This window comes from Pseudomonas sp. MH9.3 (genome assembly GCF_034354675.1).
GTDB lineage: Bacteria > Pseudomonadota > Gammaproteobacteria > Pseudomonadales > Pseudomonadaceae > Aquipseudomonas.
Genome location: NZ_CP133785.1, coordinates 2181872 through 2203398, shown reverse-complemented (window position 1 = coordinate 2203398; position 21527 = coordinate 2181872). Strand labels below are relative to the sequence as shown.

Genomic DNA, 21527 nt, shown 5'->3' with positions numbered 1-21527 from the left:
GGGAGCAAGCCCCTCCCACATTGGATCTGCGCTGTTTTGACGTTGGGTATTTGCCATAATGCTGCCGCGTTCACACTTATAGGGCCCGATATGCAGGAAACATCCTCCACCCCCGGCAAAGACGTCGCCCCCACCGGCACCCAGACCCTGCTGCGTGGCCTGGGCGTGGTGCAGGCCGTGGCGGCCGGTGCGCGGGATCTGAAAGAGATCGCCCGGCGCATCGGCACCACCCGCAGCACCACGCACCGCCTGGCCAGTTGCCTGGTGGAAGAACGTTATCTGCGTGTGGTGCCGCAAGTCGGCTACCTGCTGGGGCCAAAACTGATCGAGCTGGGCTTTCAGGCGCGTGAGGAATTGCCGTTGGTGAGCCTGGCGGTACCGTACCTGGATGAGCTGTCGGCGCTGACCGGCGACACCATTCACCTGGCCATCCGCGAATACGACGATGTGCTCTACCTGCACAAGAACCCCGGCCGCAACGGCCCGGAAATGCGCTCGCGGGTTGGCCATCGCATGCCGCTGGCGCGTACCGGGGTGGGCAAGGCGATGTTGCTCGATGACAGCGTGGCGGAATGGCAGCGCTTGTACGAAGCCAGCCTGCCCGAGGGTGGGAAAAGCCTGCAATGGCCGCAACACCCGGAACAATCCTGGGCGCAGTTCGAGCAGCGCATGCATGAATACGTGGTGGGCGGTTATGCGTTCGATCTGGAAGACAACGAACCGTCGATCCGTTGCGTGGCGGCACCGGTGCGCGATGCCAGCCGGCGAATCGTCGCCGGCATCAGCATCGCCAGTACCGTGCCCTACATGCCGCTGGAGAAAATGGCCGAGCTGATCCCTGTGATCAAACAGGTGGCGGCCCGGCTGTCCGCGGAGTTGGGCGCCAAGGCCTGATCAGGCCTTGAGGGTTGCCATGTCGATGACGAAGCGGTACTTCACATCACCGGCGATCATGCGGGTGTAGGCTTCGTTGATCTGGCGGATGTCGAGCATTTCGATATCGCAGGTGATGCCGTGCTCGGCGCAGAAATCCAGGACTTCCTGGGTTTCGGCAATGCCGCCGATCAACGAGCCGGCCAGCACTTTGCGGCCCAGCACCAGCTTGGCGGCATTCACCGGCGGGTCCACTGGCTCGATCAAGCCGACCAGGATATGCACGCCGTCAAAGCGCAGGGTGTCCAGGTAGGGGTTGATGTCGTGCTGCACCGGGATGGTGTCGAGCAGGAAGTCGAAGTGCCCGGCGGCGGCTTTCATCTGCTCGGCGTCGGTGGACACGATCACATGGTCCGCGCCCTGGCGACGGCCTTCTTCGGCCTTGCTCGCGGAGCGGGTGAACAGTGTGACTTCGGCGCCCATGGCCTTGGCAAACTTGATGCCCATGTGGCCCAGGCCGCCCATACCGAGGATGCCGACCTTATCGCCGGCCTTGACGCCGTAGTGCTTGAGCGGCGAGTAGGTGGTGATGCCTGCGCAGAGGATCGGCGCGGCGCTGGCCAGGTCGAGTTTGGCCGGAATCTTCACCACGAAGTGTTCGCTGACCACGATGCTGTCGGAGTAGCCGCCCATGGTGTTGCTGCCGTCCACGCGATCAGGGGTGGCGTAGGTCATGGTCGGGCCTTCGAGGCAATATTGCTCCAGGTCCGATGTGCACGCGGCGCAGGTGCGGCACGAGTCGACCATGCAGCCGACGCCCACCAGGTCGCCGACTTTGTGCGCGGTCACGCTGGCACCGACGGCGGTAACCTTGCCGACGATCTCGTGGCCCGGCATCAGCGGGTACACGGCGATGCCCCATTCGTTGCGCGCCTGGTGGATATCGGAGTGGCAGACGCCGCAGTAGAGGATCTCGATGGCCACGTCATCGGCGCGCGGGCTGCGGCGTTCAAACGACATGGGGGCGAGGGGAGTGGTGGCCGACTGGGCGGCGTAACCGATAGCGGTATACATAGGGAAGCCTCGCAAAAACAATAACAAGTGAGGCGTGCCATTCTCCCCGCCGAGCCTGCGCGCGGCCATGGTGATTGCTCCGGGTCTTATGCCTATTCGTCCGGGAGTGCCCCTGGTTTGGATGCATTGGCCGCCAGACCTGCGATGATGTTCTCATCCCTTTTTTGCGAAGTTTTTTGCCATGTTGTTGACCCGCCATCTCGACGCCAACGCCACGCTGGTTTCCCTGATTGAGGGGCTGACGCCCCGCGATGGTTTTTCCCCGACTCACCTGCCAGGCGTGAAAGTGTTGCGCGCCAGTTGCGACGTGGCACGCGGGCCGCAGATCTATGAGCCCAGCCTGATGTTCGTCGCCCAGGGCAGCAAGGTCGCGTACCTGGGCCCGCGTACCCTCGAATACGGCGCCGGGCATTACCTGATCCAGGCGATGCCGGTGCCGTTCGAATGCGAGACTTTTGCCATGGCCCCCGACGCACCGCTGTATGGCGTGACCGTGGGGATCGACCGGGTGGTGCTGGGCGAACTGGTGATGGCCATGGGCATGCAGGCCGGGCCGCCGCCGATGCCGCAGACCCTTGAGTCGATGAGTTCAGTGGTGCTCGATGATGCCATGCGTGGTTGCGTGGAGCGGCTGTTGCAATGCCTGCACGATCCGCTGGAAAGCCGCATCCTGGGCCCGGCGCGAGTGCGCGAATTGTTGTTTACCGCGTTGCGCGGCCCGCAGGCGGACGTGTTGCGCGCGCTGGTCGAGCAGCAGGGGCAATTCTCGCGCATCGCCACCTCGCTGAGTCACCTGCATGCCCATTACGCCGAGCCGCTGAATATCGAGACCCTGGCCGGGTATGCGCACATGAGTGCATCGACCTTTCATGAACACTTCAAGCGTTGCACCCTGTTGTCGCCGGTGCAGTACCTCAAGCGTCTGCGGTTATTGAAGGCGCAGCAGTTGCTGCTGGTGGACGGCCTGAGTGTGGCGCAGGCGGCGCACAGCGTGGGGTATCAGAGCACGTCGCAGTTCAGTCGCGAGTACAAGCGCTATTTTCTGCGCAACCCTGGCGAAGAGCGGGCTGCCTAGATTCTGTTGATGCAACTCGGTCGACTGGCCTTTTTCCGAGCGCAAAAAAGGCCCCCGTCTGGGAGCCTTGTTCTCAAGCAGCTGGTTTACATATTCGGGTAAGTCGGCCCACCCGCGCCTTCCGGCGATACCCAGGTGATGTTCTGCGAAGGGTCCTTGATGTCACAGGTCTTGCAGTGCACACAGTTCTGGGCGTTGATCTGGAAGCGCTTTTCGCCGTCTTCCTTGGTGATCACCTCATACACACCGGCCGGGCAGTAGCGCTGCGCCGGTTCGTCGTAGAGCGGCAGGTTGGTGCCGATCGGGATGCTCGGGTCCTTGAGCTTCAAGTGGCACGGCTGCTCTTCTTCATGGTTGGTACCGGAGATGAACACCGAGCTCAGCTTGTCGAAGCTCAGCTTGCCGTCGGGTTTGGGATAGTCGATCTTCTTGCAGTCCTTGGCCAGCTTCAGGCAGGCGTAGTCCGGCGTGTTGTCGTGCAGGGTGAAGGGGAGCTTGCCGGCAAAGATGTTCTGGTCCAGCCAGTTGAAGCCGCCGCCGAGGATGGCGCCGAACTTGTGCACGGCCGCGCCGAAGTTACGGCTGGCGAACAGTTCTTCGTACAACCAGCTCGACTTGAAGCTGTCGACGTAAGCGGTCAGTTCATCACCGCCCTCGGACTCGGCAAACAGGCGGTCGGCCACGGCGTCGGCGGCGAGCATGCCGGACTTCATCGCGGTATGGCTGCCTTTGATCTTGGCGAAGTTCAGGGTGCCGAGGTCGCAACCGATCAGCGCACCGCCCTTGAACACCATTTTCGGCAGCGAATTCAGGCCGCCTTTGCAGATGGCGCGGGCGCCGTAGCTGATGCGCTTGCCGCCTTCCAGGTGCTGGGCCAGCACCGGGTGGTGCTTGAGGCGCTGGAACTCGTCGAACGGCGACAGGAAGGTGTTGCTGTATGACAGGTCGACGATCAGGCCGACCACCACCTGGTTGTTTTCCAAGTGATACAGGAACGAGCCGCCGGTGTTCTCGGTGCCCATGATATCCAGCGGCCAGCCGGCGGTGTGCACCACGAGGCCGGGTTGGTGTTTGGCCGGATCGATCTCCCAGATTTCCTTGAGACCGATGCCGTAGTGCTGGGCGTCGGCGTCGCTGTCCAGGTTGAAGCGCTGGATCAGTTGCTTGCCGATATGCCCACGGCAACCTTCGGCGAACAGCGTGTACTTGCCGCGCAATTCCATGCCGGGGGTGTACACGCCTTCCTTGGGTTTGCCTTCGCGGTCGACGCCGAGGTCGCCGGTGATGATCCCGCGCACCACGCCGTTTTCGTCGAACAACGCTTCCTGAGCGGCGAAGCCTGGGTAGACCTCCACACCCAGGTTCTCGGCCTGCTGGGCCAGCCAGCGGCACAGATTGCCCAGGGAGATAATGTAGTTGCCTTCGTTGTGCATGGTCTTGGGCACAAAGAAGTCGGGCACCTTGGTGGAGGCGTCGGGGCTGCGCAGTACATAGATGTCATCGCGCACCACTGGCGTGTTGAGCGGGGCGCCGAGGGCCTTCCAGTCCGGGAACAGTTCGTTCAGGGCGCGAGGTTCAAACACAGCACCGGAGAGGATGTGAGCGCCGACTTCGGAGCCTTTCTCGACCACGCAGACGCTGATTTCCTTGCCGGCGTCAGCGGCCTTCTGCTTCAGGCGGCAGGCGGCGGACAGGCCCGCAGGGCCGGCGCCGACGATGACCACGTCGAATTCCATGTATTCGCGTTCCACAGGCTATCTCCTACTCAAGGCTCAACAGGCTTTTTTCTAATGGGTGGAGGTTCGGTGCGGCCGTGCGGCGATGGCAGGACTCACCTTTCTCTCTAGGTGGCGCATTCTAGGTCGCGCAGTATATCTACACCACTGTGAGCGTCCAATACAAACGTTTGTTTGAATTGCCCGCAGGCTAGGTAAATCAAAGCAACGCGGCTTATAACTGGCTATTTTGCCGTATTGACCAGAATAGGTGTTCCGGTCAAGATACGGTCGGTTTCGCGCTTACCGTAGGCAGACTGCAGGTTTCAGGAGTACGTCCAAAAGCAGGCCAGGGCATGGGCGCTTTTTTAAAGAGCGCTCAGTTTACACGCCGCGATCAAGAATGACCTCTCAGTCACCCCTGACGAACGGTCATCGCTGTCCGTGATCAAGGTCACGTGCCAAGGTTTTTGGAGGTGCCCTTGTGTGCCGATGAGCATCAACCGCCAGGTTCGCCTAGGCGACTTTCTTTTCACCGGAGAGTAACGAGGAATCCATGAAGGTTCTTGTAGCTGTCAAACGCGTTGTCGATTACAACGTGAAAGTTCGCGTCAAGGCGGACAATTCCGGCGTCGACCTTGCTAACGTCAAGATGTCGATGAACCCTTTCTGTGAAATCGCCGTGGAAGAAGCCGTACGCCTGAAAGAGAAAGGCGTGGCGACCGAAATCGTCGTGGTTTCCATCGGCCCGACCACCGCCCAGGAACAACTGCGCACCGCCCTGGCACTGGGCGCCGACCGCGCCATCCTGGTCGAGTCCGCTGAAGAACTGACCTCCCTGGCCGTGGCCAAGCTGCTCAAGGCCGTTGTCGACAAGGAACAGCCACAGTTGGTCATCCTCGGCAAACAAGCCATCGACAGCGACAACAACCAGACCGGGCAGATGCTGGCTGCGCTGACCGGTTACGGCCAGGGCACCTTCGCTTCCAAGGTTGAAGTGAGCGGCGACAGCGTGGCCGTGACCCGCGAGATCGACGGCGGCGCGCAGACCGTTTCCCTGAAACTGCCGGCCATCGTCACCACCGACCTGCGTTTGAACGAGCCGCGCTACGCGTCCCTGCCCAACATCATGAAAGCCAAGAAGAAGCCGCTGGAGTCGCTGACGCCAGAAGCTCTGGGCGTTTCCACCGCCTCCACCAACAAGACCATCAAGGTTGAAGCACCGGCTGCACGCAGCGCGGGCATCAAGGTCAAGTCGGTGGCTGAACTGGTCGAGAAACTGAAAAACGAAGCGAAGGTAATCTAAACATGACTATCTTGGTAATCGCTGAACACGACAACAAGGTGCTGGCCCCGGCCACCCTGAACACCGTGGCCGCCGCCGTTAAAATCGGTGGCGATATTCACCTGCTGGTCGCCGGTGAGGGCGCAGGCCCGGTGGCTGAGGCCGCTGCAAAAATCGCTGGCGTAAGCAAAGTGCTGAACGCCGACAACGCCGCCTACGCGCATCAGTTGCCGGAAAACGTTGCGCCGCTGGTTGCAGAGCTGGGCAAGGGCTACAGCCACATCCTGGCCGCCGCCACTTCCAACGGCAAAAACATCCTGCCACGCGTTGCCGCGCAGTTGGACGTCGACCAGATCTCCGAGATCATCTCGGTCGAAAGCGCCGATACCTTCAAGCGCCCGATCTACGCCGGTAACGCCATTGCCACCGTGCAATCGACCGCCGCGATCAAGGTCATCACCGTGCGCGCCACCGGTTTCGATCCGGTCGCCGCTGAAGGTGGCTCGGCCACTGTTGAAGCCGTCTCCGCCGCCCACGACGCAGGCACTTCCAGCTTTGTTGGCGAAGAGCTGGCCAAGTCGGACCGTCCTGAGCTGACCGCTGCCAAGATCGTCGTTTCCGGCGGGCGCGGCATGCAGAACGGCGACAACTTCAAGCACCTGTACGCCCTGGCCGACAAGCTGGGCGCGGCGGTCGGCGCTTCCCGCGCTGCCGTCGACGCAGGTTTTGTACCCAACGACATGCAGGTCGGCCAGACCGGCAAGATCGTTGCGCCACAGCTGTACATCGCCGTCGGTATCTCCGGCGCGATCCAGCATCTGGCCGGCATGAAGGACTCCAAAGTGATCGTTGCGATCAACAAGGACGAAGAAGCACCGATCTTCCAGGTGGCTGATTACGGCCTGGTGGCGGACTTGTTCGAAGCCGTACCCGAGTTGGAGAAGCTGGTCTAATCCAGCCGCTTCACTTATAAAGAGCCCGGTCTTGTGACCGGGCTTTTTTTTGACTATCGGAGACCTTCGCCATGGAATTGCGCCCCTGGATCGTACTGCTGGGCCTCACGCTGCTGCCAACCCTGGCGCACGCCACCGGCAAATGTAATCGCCTGGTCATCACCGGCAGCCCGGACGCGCCACCCCTGCTCTGGCGCGACCCGCAAGACCCCACGCACCTGATCGGCGCCACCGCCGATGTGTTGCAGCAGGTGGCCAAGGACCTCGGTCTGAAAATTGACCTGCTTTACGGCGGCAAACGCGCGGCCGCCCTGGATGAAGTGCGCAGCGGACGCATGGACATTCTCGCCGACGCAACGTTGAACCTCGGCGAGTTGCAAACCCTGGACTACATTCACCCGCCGCTGATGCAGCTCGACTACCTCGTCTGGACCCGTAAGGATTCCGCCCTGGTGTATACCACTGCGGCCGACCTGCACGGCCACTCGGGCGCAGTATCGGAACGGGCGCGCTTGAGCGCGGATTTCGACACTTTCGCCAGTCAGCAGCTCAACCTGCAACGCCTGCCCACGCTGACGCCGGCGTTTCAGAAACTGTTGTTGGGGGAGGTGGACTATGTGCTCGCCAGTCGCTATTCCGGCATGGCCATGGCCCAGAGCCTGGGCATGAGCAACGACCTGGTGGCCCGCGAAGTGCCCATCGATCAGCCCGGCCTGTACCTGGCGATTTCCCACAACTCGGCCTGCAATGATCCGTGGCTGCGCGGACAGCTGGCGAAAAAGATGACAGAATTGCCCGCGTCCGGTGTGGCGCAAGCTGCGTTGCAGCGCAATCTGGAACGCTGGAAGGCGCAATTGCAGCAACCTGTCGGCACCTCAACACAGTAGGGATTTTCAGTGATTTTTCGACCTCTTTTAGCGGCCCTCGCCGCTGTCGCTCTGGCGGGATGTGCAACCGATCCCGCGCCGAATGAACAGCTGCGCCTGACCCGGCAAGCGCTTGAGCAAGCCAGCGCGGTCGGCGCCGTCGCCGAGGAGTCGGCCGAATTGAAACTGGCCGAAGACAAATTCGCCCGGGCCGAGGCCGACATGGCCGACCAGTCCTACAAGGACGCGCGCATGCAGGCCGAGCAGGCCGAACTGGATGCCCGCCTGGCCGAAGCTCAGGTGCTGACGCGCAAGAGCCAGGAGCAACTGAACGTGCTCAACACCCGCATCACCCGCTTGCGCAAGCAATTGCAGTTGGGGGAAGCCCAATGAGCCGGCTGATCCGTGGGATGAGCGCCGTGCTGCTGGCCGGCGCCATGTTGGGTGGCTGTGCCACCCATCCGAACAGCGAGCAGGCCCTGCAGCAGGCGGCCGGCGATTTCCAGAAGGTCAAGGAAGACGCCAATGTGCTGCGCTTCGCGCCCAAGGATGTGATCCGCGCCGGGGAGTCGCTGGCCCGTGCCGACCGCCTGTCCAGCTACTGGGGCAGCGGCGCCGATGTGGAGCATTACGCCTACCTGAGCCGTCGCTACAGCGCGATTGCCCGGCAACATACCGAGCAGGGGCTCAACGCAGAGCGCGGCGCGAAGCTTGAACTGGAGCGCCAGCGCCTGCAACTGGCCCTGCGCGAAAGCAAGCTGTCGAGCGTGCAACAGCAGGGCAAGTGGCTCGAAGAGCAGATCACCAGCCTCGCCACCCAGACCGACCGCGGCCTGGTGATGACCCTGGGGGACGTGCTGTTCGACACCGGTGACGCGGAGCTAAAAAACTCGGCCAACCGCACAGTGCTGAAAATCGTGCAGTTCCTGCAACTGAACCCCAAGCGCGTGGTGCGTATTGAGGGGTATGCGGACAACACCGGCGGCGAGCAGGAAAACCTCAGGCTGTCCCGCGAGCGTGCACAATCGGTGGCCGATGTGCTGGTGGACCTGGGTATCGATGAAAAACGCATTCAGGTTGAGGGGTATGGCGACCAGTACCCGGTAGAGGCCAACGCCTCCGAGCGGGGCAGGGCGCAGAATCGCCGCGTGGAAATCGTCTTCTCCGACGCGAAGGGCCAATTGGGCGCAGCTCGCTAGGCGCCTGGCGCAGGTCAAAATGTGGGAGGGGGCTTGCTCCCGATAGCGGTGGTTCAGTCAACTTCTTTGACGACTGACACGCTGCTATCGGGAGCAAGCCCCTCCCACATTTGTTTTGAGGTACAGCTGAAAGCTCTATCCTAAACCCTTACAGTTTTTGCTGTCACTGCCGCGCGGCCTCGACTATTGTGGCAACTGTCCCCGTACACTTCTAAACTGTGCCGGTATGTTCTACACAAAAATAAAACGCCCGTGAAATCGAGTGCTGCGTCATGACCAATCTGTTGCTTTACCAACGTATCGCCCAGCAACTGGCTGAGGATATCCGGCGCGGTGTCTATCAACCGGGGGAGCGCGTGCCTTCGGTGCGCAAGATGAGTTCCCAGCTCAACGTGAGTCACGCCACGGTCTTGCAGGCCTATGCCAACCTGGAAGACCAGGGGCTGATCAGGGCGCGGCCACAGTCCGGCTATTACGTGCACCAGACGCCCGCGCTCACCGCGCCGACGCCGGATATCGCCCGGGTCGAACGCCCGGGGCTGGTCACCCGCAGCAGCATCATTCAACAGGTATTGGGCGAGTCGCGCCGCGAAGGCGTGTTTCCCCTTGGCGCCGCGGTGCCGAGTGTCGACTACCTGCCGGTGCGAGCACTGCACCAGCAGTTGGCCAAGGTCACGCGCTTCCAGAGCCCACGGGCCTTCAGCTACATGTTCAGCCCCGGTTTCGAGCCGCTGCGCCGCCAGGTGGCGATCCGCATGCGTGATGCCGGCGTGGTGATTGACCCATCCGAAGTGGTGATCACCCATGGCTGCGTCGACGCGTTGCAGATGTCCCTGCGCGTACTGACCCGTCCCGGCGACCTGATCGCCGCCGAGTCGCCGACCTATTACGGCTTGCTGCAACTGGCCGATCTGCTCGGCCTCAAAGTGATCGAAATTCCCAGCGACCCCTCCACCGGTATGAGCCTGGAAGCCCTGCAACTGGCGGCCAACCAATGGTCGATCAAGGCGCTGGTGCTGACCACACGCTTGAGCAACCCGCTGGGTGGCACCATGCCCGAAGAGCGGCAGAAGCAACTGCTGCGTCTGGCCTCGGATTTCGATATCCAGATTGTCGAGGACGATATCTACGGCGAGTTGATGTTCGAACTGGGCCGCACCAAGGCGCTGAAAGCCTATGACCGCCTGGACCGGGTCATTTACTGCTCGAGCTTCTCCAAGACGCTGTCGCCCGGTGTGCGCATTGGCTGGATGATTGCCGGTAAATATCAGCAGGAGATCCAGCGCCTGCAGATGTTCAGTACCCATTCGGCGTGCAGCGTCACGCAGATGGGCGTCGCCGCATACCTGGAGAACGGTGGCTATGACCGCCACCTGCGCTACATCCGTCAGGAATACCGCAAGAACCTCAGCGCTTTCCAGCTGGCAGTGCAGCAGTACTTTCCTGAAGGCACGCAGATGACCCGGCCTACCGGCGGTTTTATCCTGTGGGTCAGCTTGCCGGGGCGCGTCAATACTCAGGAGTTGCATGTGCGCGCCCTGCAACAGGGCATCAGCATTGCGCCCGGGCTGATCTTCAGCAATACAGAACAGTTCAACCATTGCATTCGGCTCAACTGTGGCACGCCATGGAACCGCGAAGCAGAGCGGGCGCTGATGACCCTGGGGATGCTGGCCAGCCAATTATGCCAGGAGACCAGCGCCGGTCTCTGAGGCGCAGAACCGGGACAATTCCTGCACGGGTGTGATTGCCGCGCTTGTCATGCTGCGCACAACAAGCGAGCATATGGCCTTCTGCCGTTAATGCTGTTGGCGATATGAATTCGATTTTTCGCGCTGTAGGGATGATTGGCCTGTTAACGCTGTGCAATGTCGGCGTCTTAATGGCGGCCGCGCCCGTATCGGACACCAGGTCTGCGCCAAGTGCCGAACAGGCGGCCTCCACGAAAAAAACGGCAGAGGCCAGGAAAGCCACGGTCGCCAAGAAAAAGCGCGCCTCGGCCAGAAAAAAATCCAGATCAGCTCGTGAGGTTGCCCAGACTAAACTGCCACCGGCACAACTGGACCTGTCGCTGCCGTCCGACATGGTCAGGCATTTACAGCCTATCGGTACCATGCCCAAGCCCAAAAGCGTACCGCTGCTACCGCCGATGTTCGGCGACAAGCCCACCGATAACAGCGCGTTTCAGATCAACGGCCGCTTGCTCAGCAATGAGATGAAGCTGCAACTGCGCAACGAAGAACGCCGTGATGTTGAAGGTGCGGCGCTGGATTTCGAATTCAAGCAATAACTATTGCGCACATGTGAGGCGCTGGATCGACCATTTGTCGCGGACTGGTCAGTCACTTGTCTTTTCCGTGAAAAACCCTCGTTGGACCGTTTTAAAACGGTTGTTCAGGGGCGTACCCTAGCTCCGCCATCCCATTGAGTCGTCGAGGACCTGCCGGTCATGAAATGCCGTGAAGGCTGTGGTGCTTGCTGCATCGCCCCCTCTATCAGTTCGCCATTACCCGGAATGCCCAAGGGCAAGCCGGCGGGCGAACGCTGCCTGCACCTGTCGGTCGAACAGCTATGCCAGCTGTTCGGCAAGCCCGAGCGCCCGGCGGTGTGCAGTGACTTCAAGGCGGATCTGGAGGTGTGCGGCACCGACCAGGCTGATGCAATCCGGCTGATCGGCTGGTGGGAACAGATGACGGCGGCTTGATGGGCTTTACTCTCGGAACTTCAACAATAAGGAATACAACGATGGGTTCGCTGAAACGAATGGCTGTGCTGTGCGGTTTCACGGTGTTGTTCGCGGCCACCGCGCAGGCCGAGGACTGGCAGGTGGCCAAGGACGAAGACGGCATCAAAGTGTCCCTGAGCGAGGTTGCCGGCTCCAAGTACAAGGCCTATCGCGGTGTCACCCTGATCAAGGCGCCCGTGGCGAAAATCCAGGCCCTGCAGGAAGACGTCGCCGCTGCCTGTTCATGGATTCACGAATGCAAATCCCAGAAGCTGGTGGACAAGAAGGGCGATGAGGCCTGGACCTACACCCAGTTCAACGCACCGTTCCCGGTGACTGACCGTGATTCCTACACCCACATCACCACCACCAAAAACGCCGATGGCGGTATAACGCGCACATTGCAGGGCGTGCCGACCTACAAGCCGGAAGAAAAAGGCTACGTGCGCGTGGCGCAGGTCGAGGGTTTCTGGAAGCTCGTACCCAAGGGCGATAACCAGACCGAGGTCACCTATCAGGTGCACACGGAGCCGGGCGGCAGCGTGCCCTCCTGGTTGGCCAACAAGTTCGTGGTGGACGCGCCGTTCAACACCTTGAAAGCCCTCAAGGAACACGCCGAGAAATAACCGCTGTCGATCAGGTGCCTGTGGCCTTGAGTGGAACGTTTGACGAGCCCTCAAGGTCCAGATGGATGTGAGCCCACACATGGGTTTTATCGAGGAGGCACCGATGCAAATGTGGCAAATTACCTTCGTTAACGATCACGGTGTGCAGGCCGTGGAGCAGTTCGACTGCGACCACAAGCCCAGCCTCGAAGATGCGGCGCACATGATTCGCAACAAACTCGTGCCGGTCGCCGCCGAACTCGACCTCAACGACCTTGAGGGCCGTAAGCCGGAGCCTACGGTCAAGATCCTCAAAGACCAGAACAGTATCCAGATCCTCGACATTTCGCCCGCCGCCTGAACATTCCCTGTTTGCCAGTGCAGCCCCTCTGGTGGAGGTGATAGCTTCGCGCTACTCTGCAAGCGAGATCAGCGAATGATTCGCTAGGTACTGGTCTTGTCAGCTACATGCTTGTTTTCCCTGCGGTGCAGTCATTGCCGTGGTGCTCGCGCCAGCAGCGCGCGGGCTTCGGGAGGCACGGAAAGTCTATCCATCGGTTTTAGGAGGACGTTTCATGAGCACAGCCTATCAAGAAGACATCAGCACCCACGTCCTACGCCGCATGAAAGAAGGCGGTTTTGACTTTTCACGGTTTCACCCCATCGAGTTCTACGCGATTTTCCCGGATGAAGAACGGGCGCGCAGGGCGGCGGGTGAGTTTCGCGGCGAGTCCCTGAATGCCCAGGTCAGCGCGCGCGATGACGGCGCCTGGTATCTGGAATTGAGCAAGATCATGTCAGCCACCTACGACGGCATAGGAGACTTCGAGCAGGACTTTGAAGCGGTGGTCGAGCCGTTGGGCGGGATCATTGAAGGATGGGGCGTCAAGCAGGAGGTGCGTGGGTTACCCATGTAGCCGTCTGCACAAGCACAGCGTATCGGCTGACCTTTGGGTCGGCCGATTTTGTTTGTGCCGTGGGAAAACGCTGCGCGGGTTTTTCGAAAGCAAAAAAAAGCCACCCAAGTCGGGTGGCCTAAAGGGAAGATCGTTGCGCTGAAACTGTAGGACGCGTCCTGTTCAGCAGATGTTGGCGATTATCCGCAGCTTGCGCCGCGCAGTGAAATCAAGTCTGACTATGCTGTTGATAGTAAAACGCCGCCTTGCGATGAAGCAGGCGGCCATGCGCTGGGTATTCTGTGCACCAGGACGGTGCTGGCAGATCCCGGCGGCCATTCAACTCACTGATGTTCAAGTGTTTATGCCGCTGGCACGGGCCTTGCGATAGTGCTCGTGTCCGGGTGACAAGGAGTTCGGCATGATCCGCACTTATTTCGACGAAATGTACGACGGGGCAGGGCAGGTACGCCCCCATTACCGCGAATTCGCCCGTTGGCTGGCGCTGACCCCGCCCGAACTGTTGGCCCAGCGTCGGCGCGAAGCCGATTTGCTGTTTCACCGTGCGGGTATCACCTTCACCCTCTATGGCGACGAGCAAGGCACTGAACGCCTGATTCCCTTCGACATCATCCCCCGCAGCATTCCGGCCAGTGAATGGCAGATTGTCGAGCGCGGCTGCATCCAGCGGGTCAAGGCGCTGAACCTGTTTCTTGCCGACCTGTATCACGAACAGCGCATTATCAAGGCGGGCGTCATTCCCGCCGAACAGGTACTGGCCAACGAGCAATACCAACTGGCCATGCAGGGTCTGAATCTGCACCGTGACCTGTATTCACACGTCTCCGGGGTTGATCTCGTACGCGATGGCGACGGCACTTATTACGTACTGGAAGACAACCTGCGTACACCCAGCGGTGTCAGCTACATGCTCGAAGACCGCAAGATGATGATGCGCCTGTTTCCCGAACTGTTTGCCGCCCAGCGCATTGCACCGATCGATCATTACCCCAACCTGCTGCTCGACACGCTCAAGAGCGCCAGCCCCATCGACAACCCCAGCGTTGTGGTACTGACTCCGGGACGCTTCAACAGCGCCTTCTTCGAACACGCGTTCCTGGCCAGGGAAATGGGCGTTGAGCTGGTGGAAGGCGCCGACCTGTTCGTGCGCGATGACCACGTGTTCATGCGCACCACCGACGGCCCCAAGGCTGTGGATGTGATCTACCGTCGCCTTGATGACGCGTTTCTCGATCCGTTGGCATTCAACCCCGATTCCATGCTCGGTGTGCCCGGTCTGCTCGCGGCCTATCGCTGTGGCAATGTGGTGCTGGCCAACGCGATTGGCACTGGCGTGGCGGATGACAAGTCGGTGTACCCCTTCGTTACCCAGATGATCCGTTTTTACCTGGATGAAGAACCGATCCTGAAGAATGTGCCAACCTTTCAATGCCGCAAGCCTGACGAATTGTCCCACGTGCTGGCCAACCTGCCGCACCTGGTGGTCAAGGAAACCCAGGGCTCCGGCGGCTACGGCATGCTGGTCGGGCCGGCATCCAGCGCCGCCGAAATCGAAGCCTTTCGCGCACGCATCAAAGCCAAGCCCCACGCTTATATCGCCCAGCCGACCCTGTGTTTATCCACGTGCCCGACCTTCGTCGACAACGGCATCGCCCCGCGCCATATCGACCTGCGCCCGTTCGTGCTGTCCGGCAAGGAAACCCGCGTGGTGCCCGGCGGCTTGACGCGTGTGGCGCTGCGCGAGGGCTCGCTGGTGGTCAACTCGTCCCAGGGTGGCGGCACCAAGGACACCTGGGTGGTGGAGGACTGATGCCATGTTGAATCGAGCTGCCTTGCACCACCTGCGGGGAAACCTCCACGCCACCTTCATCCCCTCGGTGCGCCAGTTGGGCGACGCCATTTACGGTTCCTGCACGGAGGCCCCATGAGACTTTCCATCAGTCACGAAACCACCTACCACTACGAAGACCAGGTGCGCGCCAGCATCCAGTACCTGCGCCTTACACCCCACGACAGCGAGCGCCAGCAGGTCATCAGTTGGCAGCTCGACCTGCCGCGCCCGGTGCGCGCCCAGGTCGACCCGTTCGGCAATATCCTGCATGTGCTGACCCTGGATGAACCCCACGATGCAATCGTTATCCGTGCTCGCGGCCAGGTGGATATCGACGAGCTGCGTGAAGCCGAGCACGAGGGCCAGTCGGCATTTCCTTTCCTGCGCTGCACCCGCCTGACCGAGCCGGACGAGGCTCTGCGCGGCTTTGCCGACCAGCACTGTCACCAACGTCGTGACCGCAGCGCGTTGATCGACCTGATGCACGCGCTCAACCAGACCATGGTTTACACGCCCGGCGCCACCGAGGTCGATACCTGCGCGGCCCAGGCCTTCGCTGGCGGGGCGGGCGTGTGCCAGGATCATACCCACGCGTTCCTGGCCTGCGCGCGCAGCCTGGGGATTCCGGCGCGTTATGTGTCGGGGTATTTATACAGCGAAGATAGCACGCACCTGGCCAGTCACGCCTGGGCCGAAGCCTGGCTGGAAGGCGCGTGGTACAGCTTTGACGTGACCAACCAGATGGCGCGGCCGGAGCGGCACCTCAAGCTGGCGGTGGGCCTGGACTACCTCGACGCGTGCCCGGTGCGCGGCATGCGCCGGGGCGGCGGGCATGAGCAGATGCACGCCAAGGTGTTGGTGATGCCGACGCCGGTGATCGCTGTGCAGCAACAATGATCGCACTGTTCCCACAACATAAAACTCAGGGTTGGGATTTACGCCCGGCCATGTGCTTCAAATACCCCACCAGCAAATCCAGTTCGCTGTCGGGCAACACATTGGCGGCGAACGCCGGCATCTTCGCCTGTGGCCAGTGCCGCACGCTTTGCGGGTCGCGAATATAGTGCTTGAGAAAATCGCCGCTGAAATACTCGGTGGGGCTGTAGGGAATATTCAGGTCCGGGCCCACCTCTGCATCCCCGGCGCCATTGAGCCGATGGCAGGCCAGGCAGTTTTTCTGGAACAGCGCAAAGCCCTGGTTGATCGGATCATTCGCCGCCAGCTTCGGGTCGGGCAATAACGCCGGGAAACGCTCGGCCACGGTCTTCAACTGTTTGATCCGGGAAACCTGAAACGGCCACTGCTCCGGGCTGATCGGTCCCGCCTGCGGGTCGGTCCACACCAGGTAAAAAGGCCCGGCGCCAGGTTTGCCTGGCGTCAGGGGCGGCCAGGGGTGGGCCGGGTCTTCCACCGCCAGCCAGGCGCGGGCGCCGGTTGTTTCCAGCAGGGGCGCGGCGCTGAGTTCGGCCGCAAACCCATCCAGGGCGACCGCCTGCAGATGACTCTGCGGCGCAAGCCCCGGCAGCAGTACCGCCAGCGGCACTGCGCGATACGTCATGTCGCGCTTGTAGGAAACGTCATCAATGATGTGCACCGTCTGCGCATCCGGGTGTTCGAGCAGCTCGGCGGTCTGCCAGGTCTTGCTGGTGTGGTCCAGTTCGATGGTCAATTGCGCGGCGCCGGCTGGCACGCTGAGCAGCAGGGCGAACAGCGCAAGGATCGTTTTCAACAGTGAGTCCGTTTTCAAGTGGCGATGACCTGCAAGATAGCGGAAATCAGCATGTAAAAAGACAGCCCCTGCAACGGGATCGCTATGCGCAATGCCTCGCAGGTGCTGTCAAAAACTGTAATTCTGATGCGGTGGGTGCACAGAACTCGTGGCTCGGATCGTTACCCGATAACCTTGGTTAAATTGGGCAGGATCAAAATCAATGTGGTGGCGAAAAGAATAAGTCCCGCCTGACGTACTTTCGAATGTTTGAACATGGCTGACTGCCTTTTGTTGTTATTCCTGAGCGTCAAATGCGTGCCGTTGAATTCAGTATCGCAATCTGGCGTGACATTTTTCTTACAGCTGCTCCAGCAAAACCCGGCAGCAACCTCTTACTGAGTTCAACCTTAGAGCGCTCGTTCTTGCAGTCTTAGACTCATTTAATATCAGATAATCGTCATTAGAGATTAAAAAGGCATAAGGCAGAACGCCATATTGGCGCCAATGCCTTGGCTAGACAGCTAAAACGATTAATCAGGTCATTCGCCCAGGTGCCTACCGTTCGTCCGGGCGCAGGGGGTCAAAGCAGTCAACGCATCCGCCATTGAAACCGTGTCAATCGGGCGTGAATAAAGGCGTACGGGGTGAATGCGCAGTTCTGCGCTTGCGTTGCAGGTATGTTTCAAGGCAGGCTCTGGGTGTTCATTATTCCCATCGCCGTGTCAGGTATTTTTTATGTCGCTACGCGTCTGCATTCTGGAAACCGATATCCTGCGCCCTGGCTTGATCGATCAGTACCAGGGTTATGGGCAGATGTTCAAGCGTCTGTTTTCCCGGCAGCCGATTGCTGCCGAGTTCGTCGTATACAACGTCGTGCAAGGCGAATACCCGCCGGATGACGAAACTTTTGATGCGTATCTGATCACCGGCAGCAAGGCCGATTCCTTCGGCACCGACCCCTGGATCCAGACCCTCAAAACGTATGTGCTGGAGCGTTACGCGCGCGGCGATAAATTGCTCGGCATTTGTTTTGGTCACCAGTTATTGGCATTGCTGCTCGGCGGCAAGACCGAACGCGCAAGCCAGGGTTGGGGCATGGGCATCCACGATTACACGCTCGATGCCAAGGCCCCGTGGATGAGCCCCGAGGTGCCGGAACTGACCCTGCTGATCAGTCACCAGGACCAGGTCACCACGTTGCCGGCCAATGCCACGGTTATCGCCTCGAGTGAGTTCTGCCCCATCGCCGCGTATCACATCGGCGACCAGGTGCTGTGCTTCCAGGGCCACCCTGAGTTTGTCGCTGACTATTCGCGCGAGCTGCTGGAAATTCTTCAGACGACTCTTGGGGAAAAGATCTACACCCAGGGTGTCGCAAGCCTTGAGCGAGACCACCACGGCGCGACCGTGGCGGAATGGATGATGCGCTTCGTGGCGCACAAACCCGAGTCGGCTTAAAGCCAGCCCGACCGCTTGAAGCTGGCCCACAGACTGATGCAGCCGGTGGCAATCAACCCGAGTACCGCGAAGTAGCCGTAGTGCCATTGCAGCTCGGGCATGTTCTGGAAGTTCATCCCATAAATCCCCGCCACCGCCGTGGGGAATGCCAGGATCGCCGCCCAGGCGGCGAACTTGCGCTGTACCACGCTCTGGCGTGACGCCTCCAGCAACACCCCGATCTCGATGGTCTGGCTGGCGATATCGCGCAGGGTGGTAAGGTCTTCCATCTGCCGCGTCACGTGGATCTGCACGTCCCGGAAGTACGGGCGCATGTTCTTGTCGATGAACGGGAAGCTCAGCTTCTGCAGTTCCTGGCTGATCTCCACCATCGGCGCCACATGGCGCTTGAGTCGCAGCACATCGCGGCGCAGGCCGTGGATCTTCTGGATATCGCGCTCGCTCAGCGAGCTGCACAGCACGTTGCGCTCCAGCTCATCGATCTCGGCATGGATCGCCTCGCTCACGGGCTGATAGTTCTCGGTGACGAAATCCAGCAGTGCATAGAGTACGAAATCTTCCCCATGCTCCAGCAACAGCGGCCGCGCCTCACAGCGCTGACGCACAAAGCCGTAGGACGCCGAGTGACCGTTGCGCGCGGTGATGATGTAGCCATTGCCGGCAAAGATATGGGTTTCGATAAACTCCAGCTTGCCGTTCTCGCGCACCGGCGAGTAGGTGACGATAAACAGCGCATCGCCGAAGGTCTCGAGCTTCGGGCGGCTGTGCTTTTCCATCGCATCTTCGATTGCCAGTTCGTGCAGGTTGAACTGGCGTTGCAGGTTGGTCAGCTCCAGGGTGGTGGGCTCTTCCAGCCCGATCCATACAAAATGACCCGGTTTGGCGGCCCAGGCCGCGCCTTCATCAAGGGTGATATCCGTGACTTTCTTGCCATCGCTGTAGACGGCGGCTGCAACAACTCTACCCATGATGCTGATCACTTCTAATCGTGAGGACAGGAGTTGGGCAGCTTAGTCTGATTGACGTTCCGTTGTTGCTCGATGACATTTCACGTCGTTCAGGTGTTCTTCAGGAGCGCGCGCTCTGCAACGTCACGGTCCATCTGCGCGATGCATTCATCCATCTGCGTCTGACATGCTTGCATCAAGGCCGGAATGTCATCCGCCGTCAGACCAATCGTAGGAATCGGCGGCAACGACCGTATGAGTACATCGCCACTGTTCCAGTGATTGAGTTGCATATGCGTGACGTAATTGCTCACGCACACCTGCACCACGGGCACACCCGCGGCAATCGCCATGTGAAAGGCGCCTTTCTTGAACGGCAATAAACCCTTGCCCAGGTTTCGCGTGCCCTCCGGGAACACCCAGATCGACGTGTCTTCATGTTGCAGGGTACGCGTGGTGGTGAGCATCGCCCGGCGCGCCTTGTGCGCATTGCCCCGGTCGATCAGCACATTGCCCGCCAGCCAGAACAGCTGGCCGAACAGCGGCACCCATTTCAGGCTCTTCTTGGCGATACACACGGTACGGTGGGGCACCACGGTGCCCAGCACAAACAGGTCGTAGTTGGACTGATGATTGGCGATCACCACGCAGGGCCCCGGTTTCTGACGCAGCGAGTCGACGTTCGCCTTTACATTCAGGCGCAGGATCCACATCGCCGGCACTGCGTACAGGCGGGCACACAAGCGACTGTTGTCCGGATTGAATGGCCGGCAAATACCCAACAGCACGCCTAGCACACCGGCGACCATAAAGTGCAGACCCATCAACAACATACGTAACAGAAACAGCATCGACACGGCCCATCGAGACAAAAGGTGGCGCAGTGTACGGATGTGCACTGTATTCGGCAATTGACCCTAAGGACGTCGGAGATAGCCGATGTTTAAGCACATGTTTCAACGATCGCTGACAAACCCCTTCTAGAGCGGCTAGGAAAGTTTCGGGTTCTCTTGTAAGAAAAAGCCCGACACGAGGTCGGGCTTCGGTGAGCGCTGTGCAGGAGGCTTAACTGAGGCCGTGGCTCTGGTCCTGGATGATTGCCTCATCCAGTGCCCCCAGCAGTGCCTTGCGCACCTTCAATTTGGTCTGCTTGTGCGCAGTCATATTGATCTTTTTCAACTGCCGCGCCGCTTCCAGGGCCGCCGCGTGCAATTCCTCAGGAGCCACCACCTTGTCGAGGAAGCCCGCTTGCAGCGCACCTTGCGGGTCAAACATCTCGGCGTTGATCACCGAGCGGTGAAAGGCCGACTTGCGCAGACGGTCCCGCGCCAGCTCGATACCGGCGTGGTGCATGGTCATGCCGATCGCCACTTCGTTCAGGCCAATGCTGAACGGGCCCTCCACGCCGATCCGATAATCCGCCGACAGCAGCAGGAACGCTCCCTTGGCCACCGCATGCCCGGGGCACGCGACAATCACCGGGAACGGATGCGACAACAGGCGCCGCGCCAGCGTCGAACCGGAAGTTACCAAGCCGATGGCCTCCTTGGGGCCTGCGGTCATTACCTTCAAATCATAACCCCCCGACAGAATGCCCGGCGTCCCGGTGATGACCACCACCGCGCGATCCTTCTCGGCCTGATCCAGCGCCTCATTAAAAGCGCTGACCACCGCCGGAGAAATGGCATTCACCTTGCCGTTGCTCAAGGTCAGGGTCGCGATACCTTCTTCGAAGTGGTAGGCAATCAACTCACTCATGACGCGTTTCCTTGCAGGACTTGTTAGAGAAGAATGCAGCAGACGTTACCCACCACGCACGCCCCGGTAAAGCGCCGTGACTGACTACCCAGTCAGGCTTTTCCCACACCTGCAAGGGTAGACGGCCCGGAGCAGGGTGTGAAAGGCGAGTCAGAGCCATGCCACCAGTGCCCGAGAATGGCACAATCACCGCCCCCGTCGGGGACGTCCTGACGGAGCGGTCTAACCGCATGAAAATTCTGAAAAAAACCTTTGCCATCAGAAAGGCTTTCGACTACATTAGCGCGCCTCGACAGACTGAACTGGTTTGCCGAGATACGGTGAAGTGTCCGAGTGGCTTAAGGAGCACGCCTGGAAAGTGTGTATACAAGAAATTGTATCGAGAGTTCGAATCTCTCCTTCACCGCCAAATTTGAAACGACTAAACCCTTGAAAACGTTGAAGTTTTCAGGGGTTTTTTGTTTTCAGAGCGTCAAAAAAGGCCTATATGGGAACATTCGTGGGAATACTTGAAGATTTTATCAGGTGCGATCTA

Annotated in this window: 22 protein-coding genes and 1 tRNA gene; 17 read left to right on the top strand and 6 right to left on the bottom strand. The window is 60.3% G+C overall.

Features of this window, described 5'->3' with window-relative positions:
• Positions 1-90: 90 nt before the first annotated feature.
• On the top strand, positions 91-894 hold the full coding sequence (locus tag RHM60_RS09450; protein ID WP_209983908.1) for an IclR family transcriptional regulator: 804 nt from the start codon (positions 91-93) through the stop codon (positions 892-894).
• Here RHM60_RS09450 and RHM60_RS09445 read toward each other — a convergent pair whose 3' ends face one another.
• Positions 895-1947 (bottom strand): NAD(P)-dependent alcohol dehydrogenase, encoded by a 1053-nt coding sequence (locus RHM60_RS09445; RefSeq protein ID WP_209983906.1) that lies wholly within the window; start codon positions 1945-1947, stop codon positions 895-897.
• A 181-nt stretch (positions 1948-2128) separates the two neighbouring features.
• On the opposite strand from RHM60_RS09445, the gene RHM60_RS09440 reads away from it, so the two are divergent.
• Complete coding sequence (locus tag RHM60_RS09440) at positions 2129-3022, top strand: AraC family transcriptional regulator (protein WP_209983904.1); 894 nt, start codon at positions 2129-2131, stop codon at positions 3020-3022.
• Between the two features lie 86 nt (positions 3023-3108).
• Here the strand turns inward: RHM60_RS09440 and RHM60_RS09435 are convergent, their stop codons facing one another.
• Positions 3109-4773 (bottom strand): electron transfer flavoprotein-ubiquinone oxidoreductase, encoded by a 1665-nt coding sequence (locus RHM60_RS09435; RefSeq protein WP_209983902.1) that lies wholly within the window; start codon positions 4771-4773, stop codon positions 3109-3111.
• Positions 4774-5293: 520 nt separating this feature from the next.
• Between RHM60_RS09435 and RHM60_RS09430 the strand changes: the two genes are divergently transcribed.
• The 13 genes from RHM60_RS09430 to RHM60_RS09370 all read left to right on the top strand — a co-directional run bounded on the left by RHM60_RS09430 (position 5294) and on the right by RHM60_RS09370 (position 16015).
• A complete protein-coding gene (locus tag RHM60_RS09430; protein ID WP_122718035.1) occupies positions 5294-6043 on the top strand; it encodes an electron transfer flavoprotein subunit beta/FixA family protein in 750 nt (249 codons plus the stop codon).
• A gap of 2 nt (positions 6044-6045) precedes the next feature.
• Complete coding sequence (locus RHM60_RS09425) at positions 6046-6975, top strand: electron transfer flavoprotein subunit alpha/FixB family protein (protein ID WP_209983900.1); 930 nt, start codon at positions 6046-6048, stop codon at positions 6973-6975.
• A gap of 71 nt (positions 6976-7046) precedes the next feature.
• The gene (locus RHM60_RS09420) at positions 7047-7862 is read left to right on the top strand and encodes a substrate-binding periplasmic protein (protein WP_322214277.1); all 816 of its coding nucleotides are present in this window, start codon (positions 7047-7049) and stop codon (positions 7860-7862) included.
• A gap of 9 nt (positions 7863-7871) precedes the next feature.
• Complete coding sequence (locus RHM60_RS09415) at positions 7872-8234, top strand: DUF4398 domain-containing protein (protein ID WP_209983896.1); 363 nt, start codon at positions 7872-7874, stop codon at positions 8232-8234.
• Positions 8231-9040, top strand: a complete 810-nt coding sequence (locus RHM60_RS09410) for an OmpA family protein (RefSeq protein WP_322214276.1) — start codon at positions 8231-8233, stop codon at positions 9038-9040. The genes RHM60_RS09415 and RHM60_RS09410 overlap by 4 nt, the downstream gene beginning before the upstream one ends.
• A 272-nt stretch (positions 9041-9312) precedes the next feature.
• The gene (locus RHM60_RS09405; protein WP_209983892.1) at positions 9313-10752 is read left to right on the top strand and encodes a PLP-dependent aminotransferase family protein; all 1440 of its coding nucleotides are present in this window, start codon (positions 9313-9315) and stop codon (positions 10750-10752) included.
• A 104-nt stretch (positions 10753-10856) separates the two neighbouring features.
• Entirely contained in the window at positions 10857-11330 is a 474-nt protein-coding gene (locus tag RHM60_RS09400) for a translation initiation factor 2 (protein ID WP_209983888.1), read from the top strand.
• A 159-nt stretch (positions 11331-11489) separates the two neighbouring features.
• Positions 11490-11744 (top strand): YkgJ family cysteine cluster protein, encoded by a 255-nt coding sequence (locus RHM60_RS09395; RefSeq protein ID WP_209983886.1) that lies wholly within the window; start codon positions 11490-11492, stop codon positions 11742-11744.
• A 41-nt stretch (positions 11745-11785) separates the two neighbouring features.
• Entirely contained in the window at positions 11786-12391 is a 606-nt protein-coding gene (locus RHM60_RS09390) for an START domain-containing protein (protein ID WP_209983884.1), read from the top strand.
• A gap of 103 nt (positions 12392-12494) precedes the next feature.
• On the top strand, positions 12495-12731 hold the full coding sequence (locus RHM60_RS09385; protein ID WP_322214275.1) for a hypothetical protein: 237 nt from the start codon (positions 12495-12497) through the stop codon (positions 12729-12731).
• Positions 12732-12945: 214 nt separating this feature from the next.
• A complete protein-coding gene (locus RHM60_RS09380; RefSeq protein WP_057009243.1) occupies positions 12946-13287 on the top strand; it encodes a ribonuclease E inhibitor RraB in 342 nt (113 codons plus the stop codon).
• Positions 13288-13687: 400 nt separating this feature from the next.
• Positions 13688-15097, top strand: coding sequence for a circularly permuted type 2 ATP-grasp protein (locus tag RHM60_RS09375; protein WP_322214274.1), 1410 nt, complete (start codon positions 13688-13690; stop codon positions 15095-15097).
• A 114-nt stretch (positions 15098-15211) separates the two neighbouring features.
• A complete protein-coding gene (locus tag RHM60_RS09370; RefSeq protein WP_322214273.1) occupies positions 15212-16015 on the top strand; it encodes a transglutaminase family protein in 804 nt (267 codons plus the stop codon).
• 25 nt (positions 16016-16040) lie between these two features.
• Here RHM60_RS09370 and RHM60_RS09365 read toward each other — a convergent pair whose 3' ends face one another.
• Positions 16041-16847: a cytochrome c gene (locus tag RHM60_RS09365; RefSeq protein ID WP_322214272.1), complete on the bottom strand. Its 807-nt coding sequence runs from the start codon at positions 16845-16847 to the stop codon at positions 16041-16043.
• A 717-nt stretch (positions 16848-17564) separates the two neighbouring features.
• On the opposite strand from RHM60_RS09365, the gene RHM60_RS09360 reads away from it, so the two are divergent.
• Positions 17565-18287, top strand: coding sequence for an amidotransferase (locus RHM60_RS09360; protein ID WP_322214271.1), 723 nt, complete (start codon positions 17565-17567; stop codon positions 18285-18287).
• Here RHM60_RS09360 and RHM60_RS09355 read toward each other — a convergent pair.
• The 3 genes from RHM60_RS09355 to RHM60_RS09345 all read right to left on the bottom strand — a co-directional run bounded on the left by RHM60_RS09355 (position 18284) and on the right by RHM60_RS09345 (position 20992).
• On the bottom strand, positions 18284-19255 hold the full coding sequence (locus tag RHM60_RS09355) for a magnesium and cobalt transport protein CorA (protein WP_209983872.1): 972 nt from the start codon (positions 19253-19255) through the stop codon (positions 18284-18286). The two genes, RHM60_RS09360 and RHM60_RS09355, sit on opposite strands and share 4 nt — an antisense overlap.
• Positions 19256-19344: 89 nt before the next feature.
• Positions 19345-20085 (bottom strand): 1-acylglycerol-3-phosphate O-acyltransferase, encoded by a 741-nt coding sequence (locus RHM60_RS09350; RefSeq protein WP_322214270.1) that lies wholly within the window; start codon positions 20083-20085, stop codon positions 19345-19347.
• A 214-nt stretch (positions 20086-20299) separates the two neighbouring features.
• The gene (locus RHM60_RS09345; protein WP_322214269.1) at positions 20300-20992 is read right to left on the bottom strand and encodes a crotonase/enoyl-CoA hydratase family protein; all 693 of its coding nucleotides are present in this window, start codon (positions 20990-20992) and stop codon (positions 20300-20302) included.
• Between the two features lie 319 nt (positions 20993-21311).
• Here RHM60_RS09345 and RHM60_RS09340 point away from each other — a divergent pair.
• Positions 21312-21401, top strand: a tRNA-Ser gene (locus tag RHM60_RS09340).
• Positions 21402-21527: the final 126 nt, after the last annotated feature.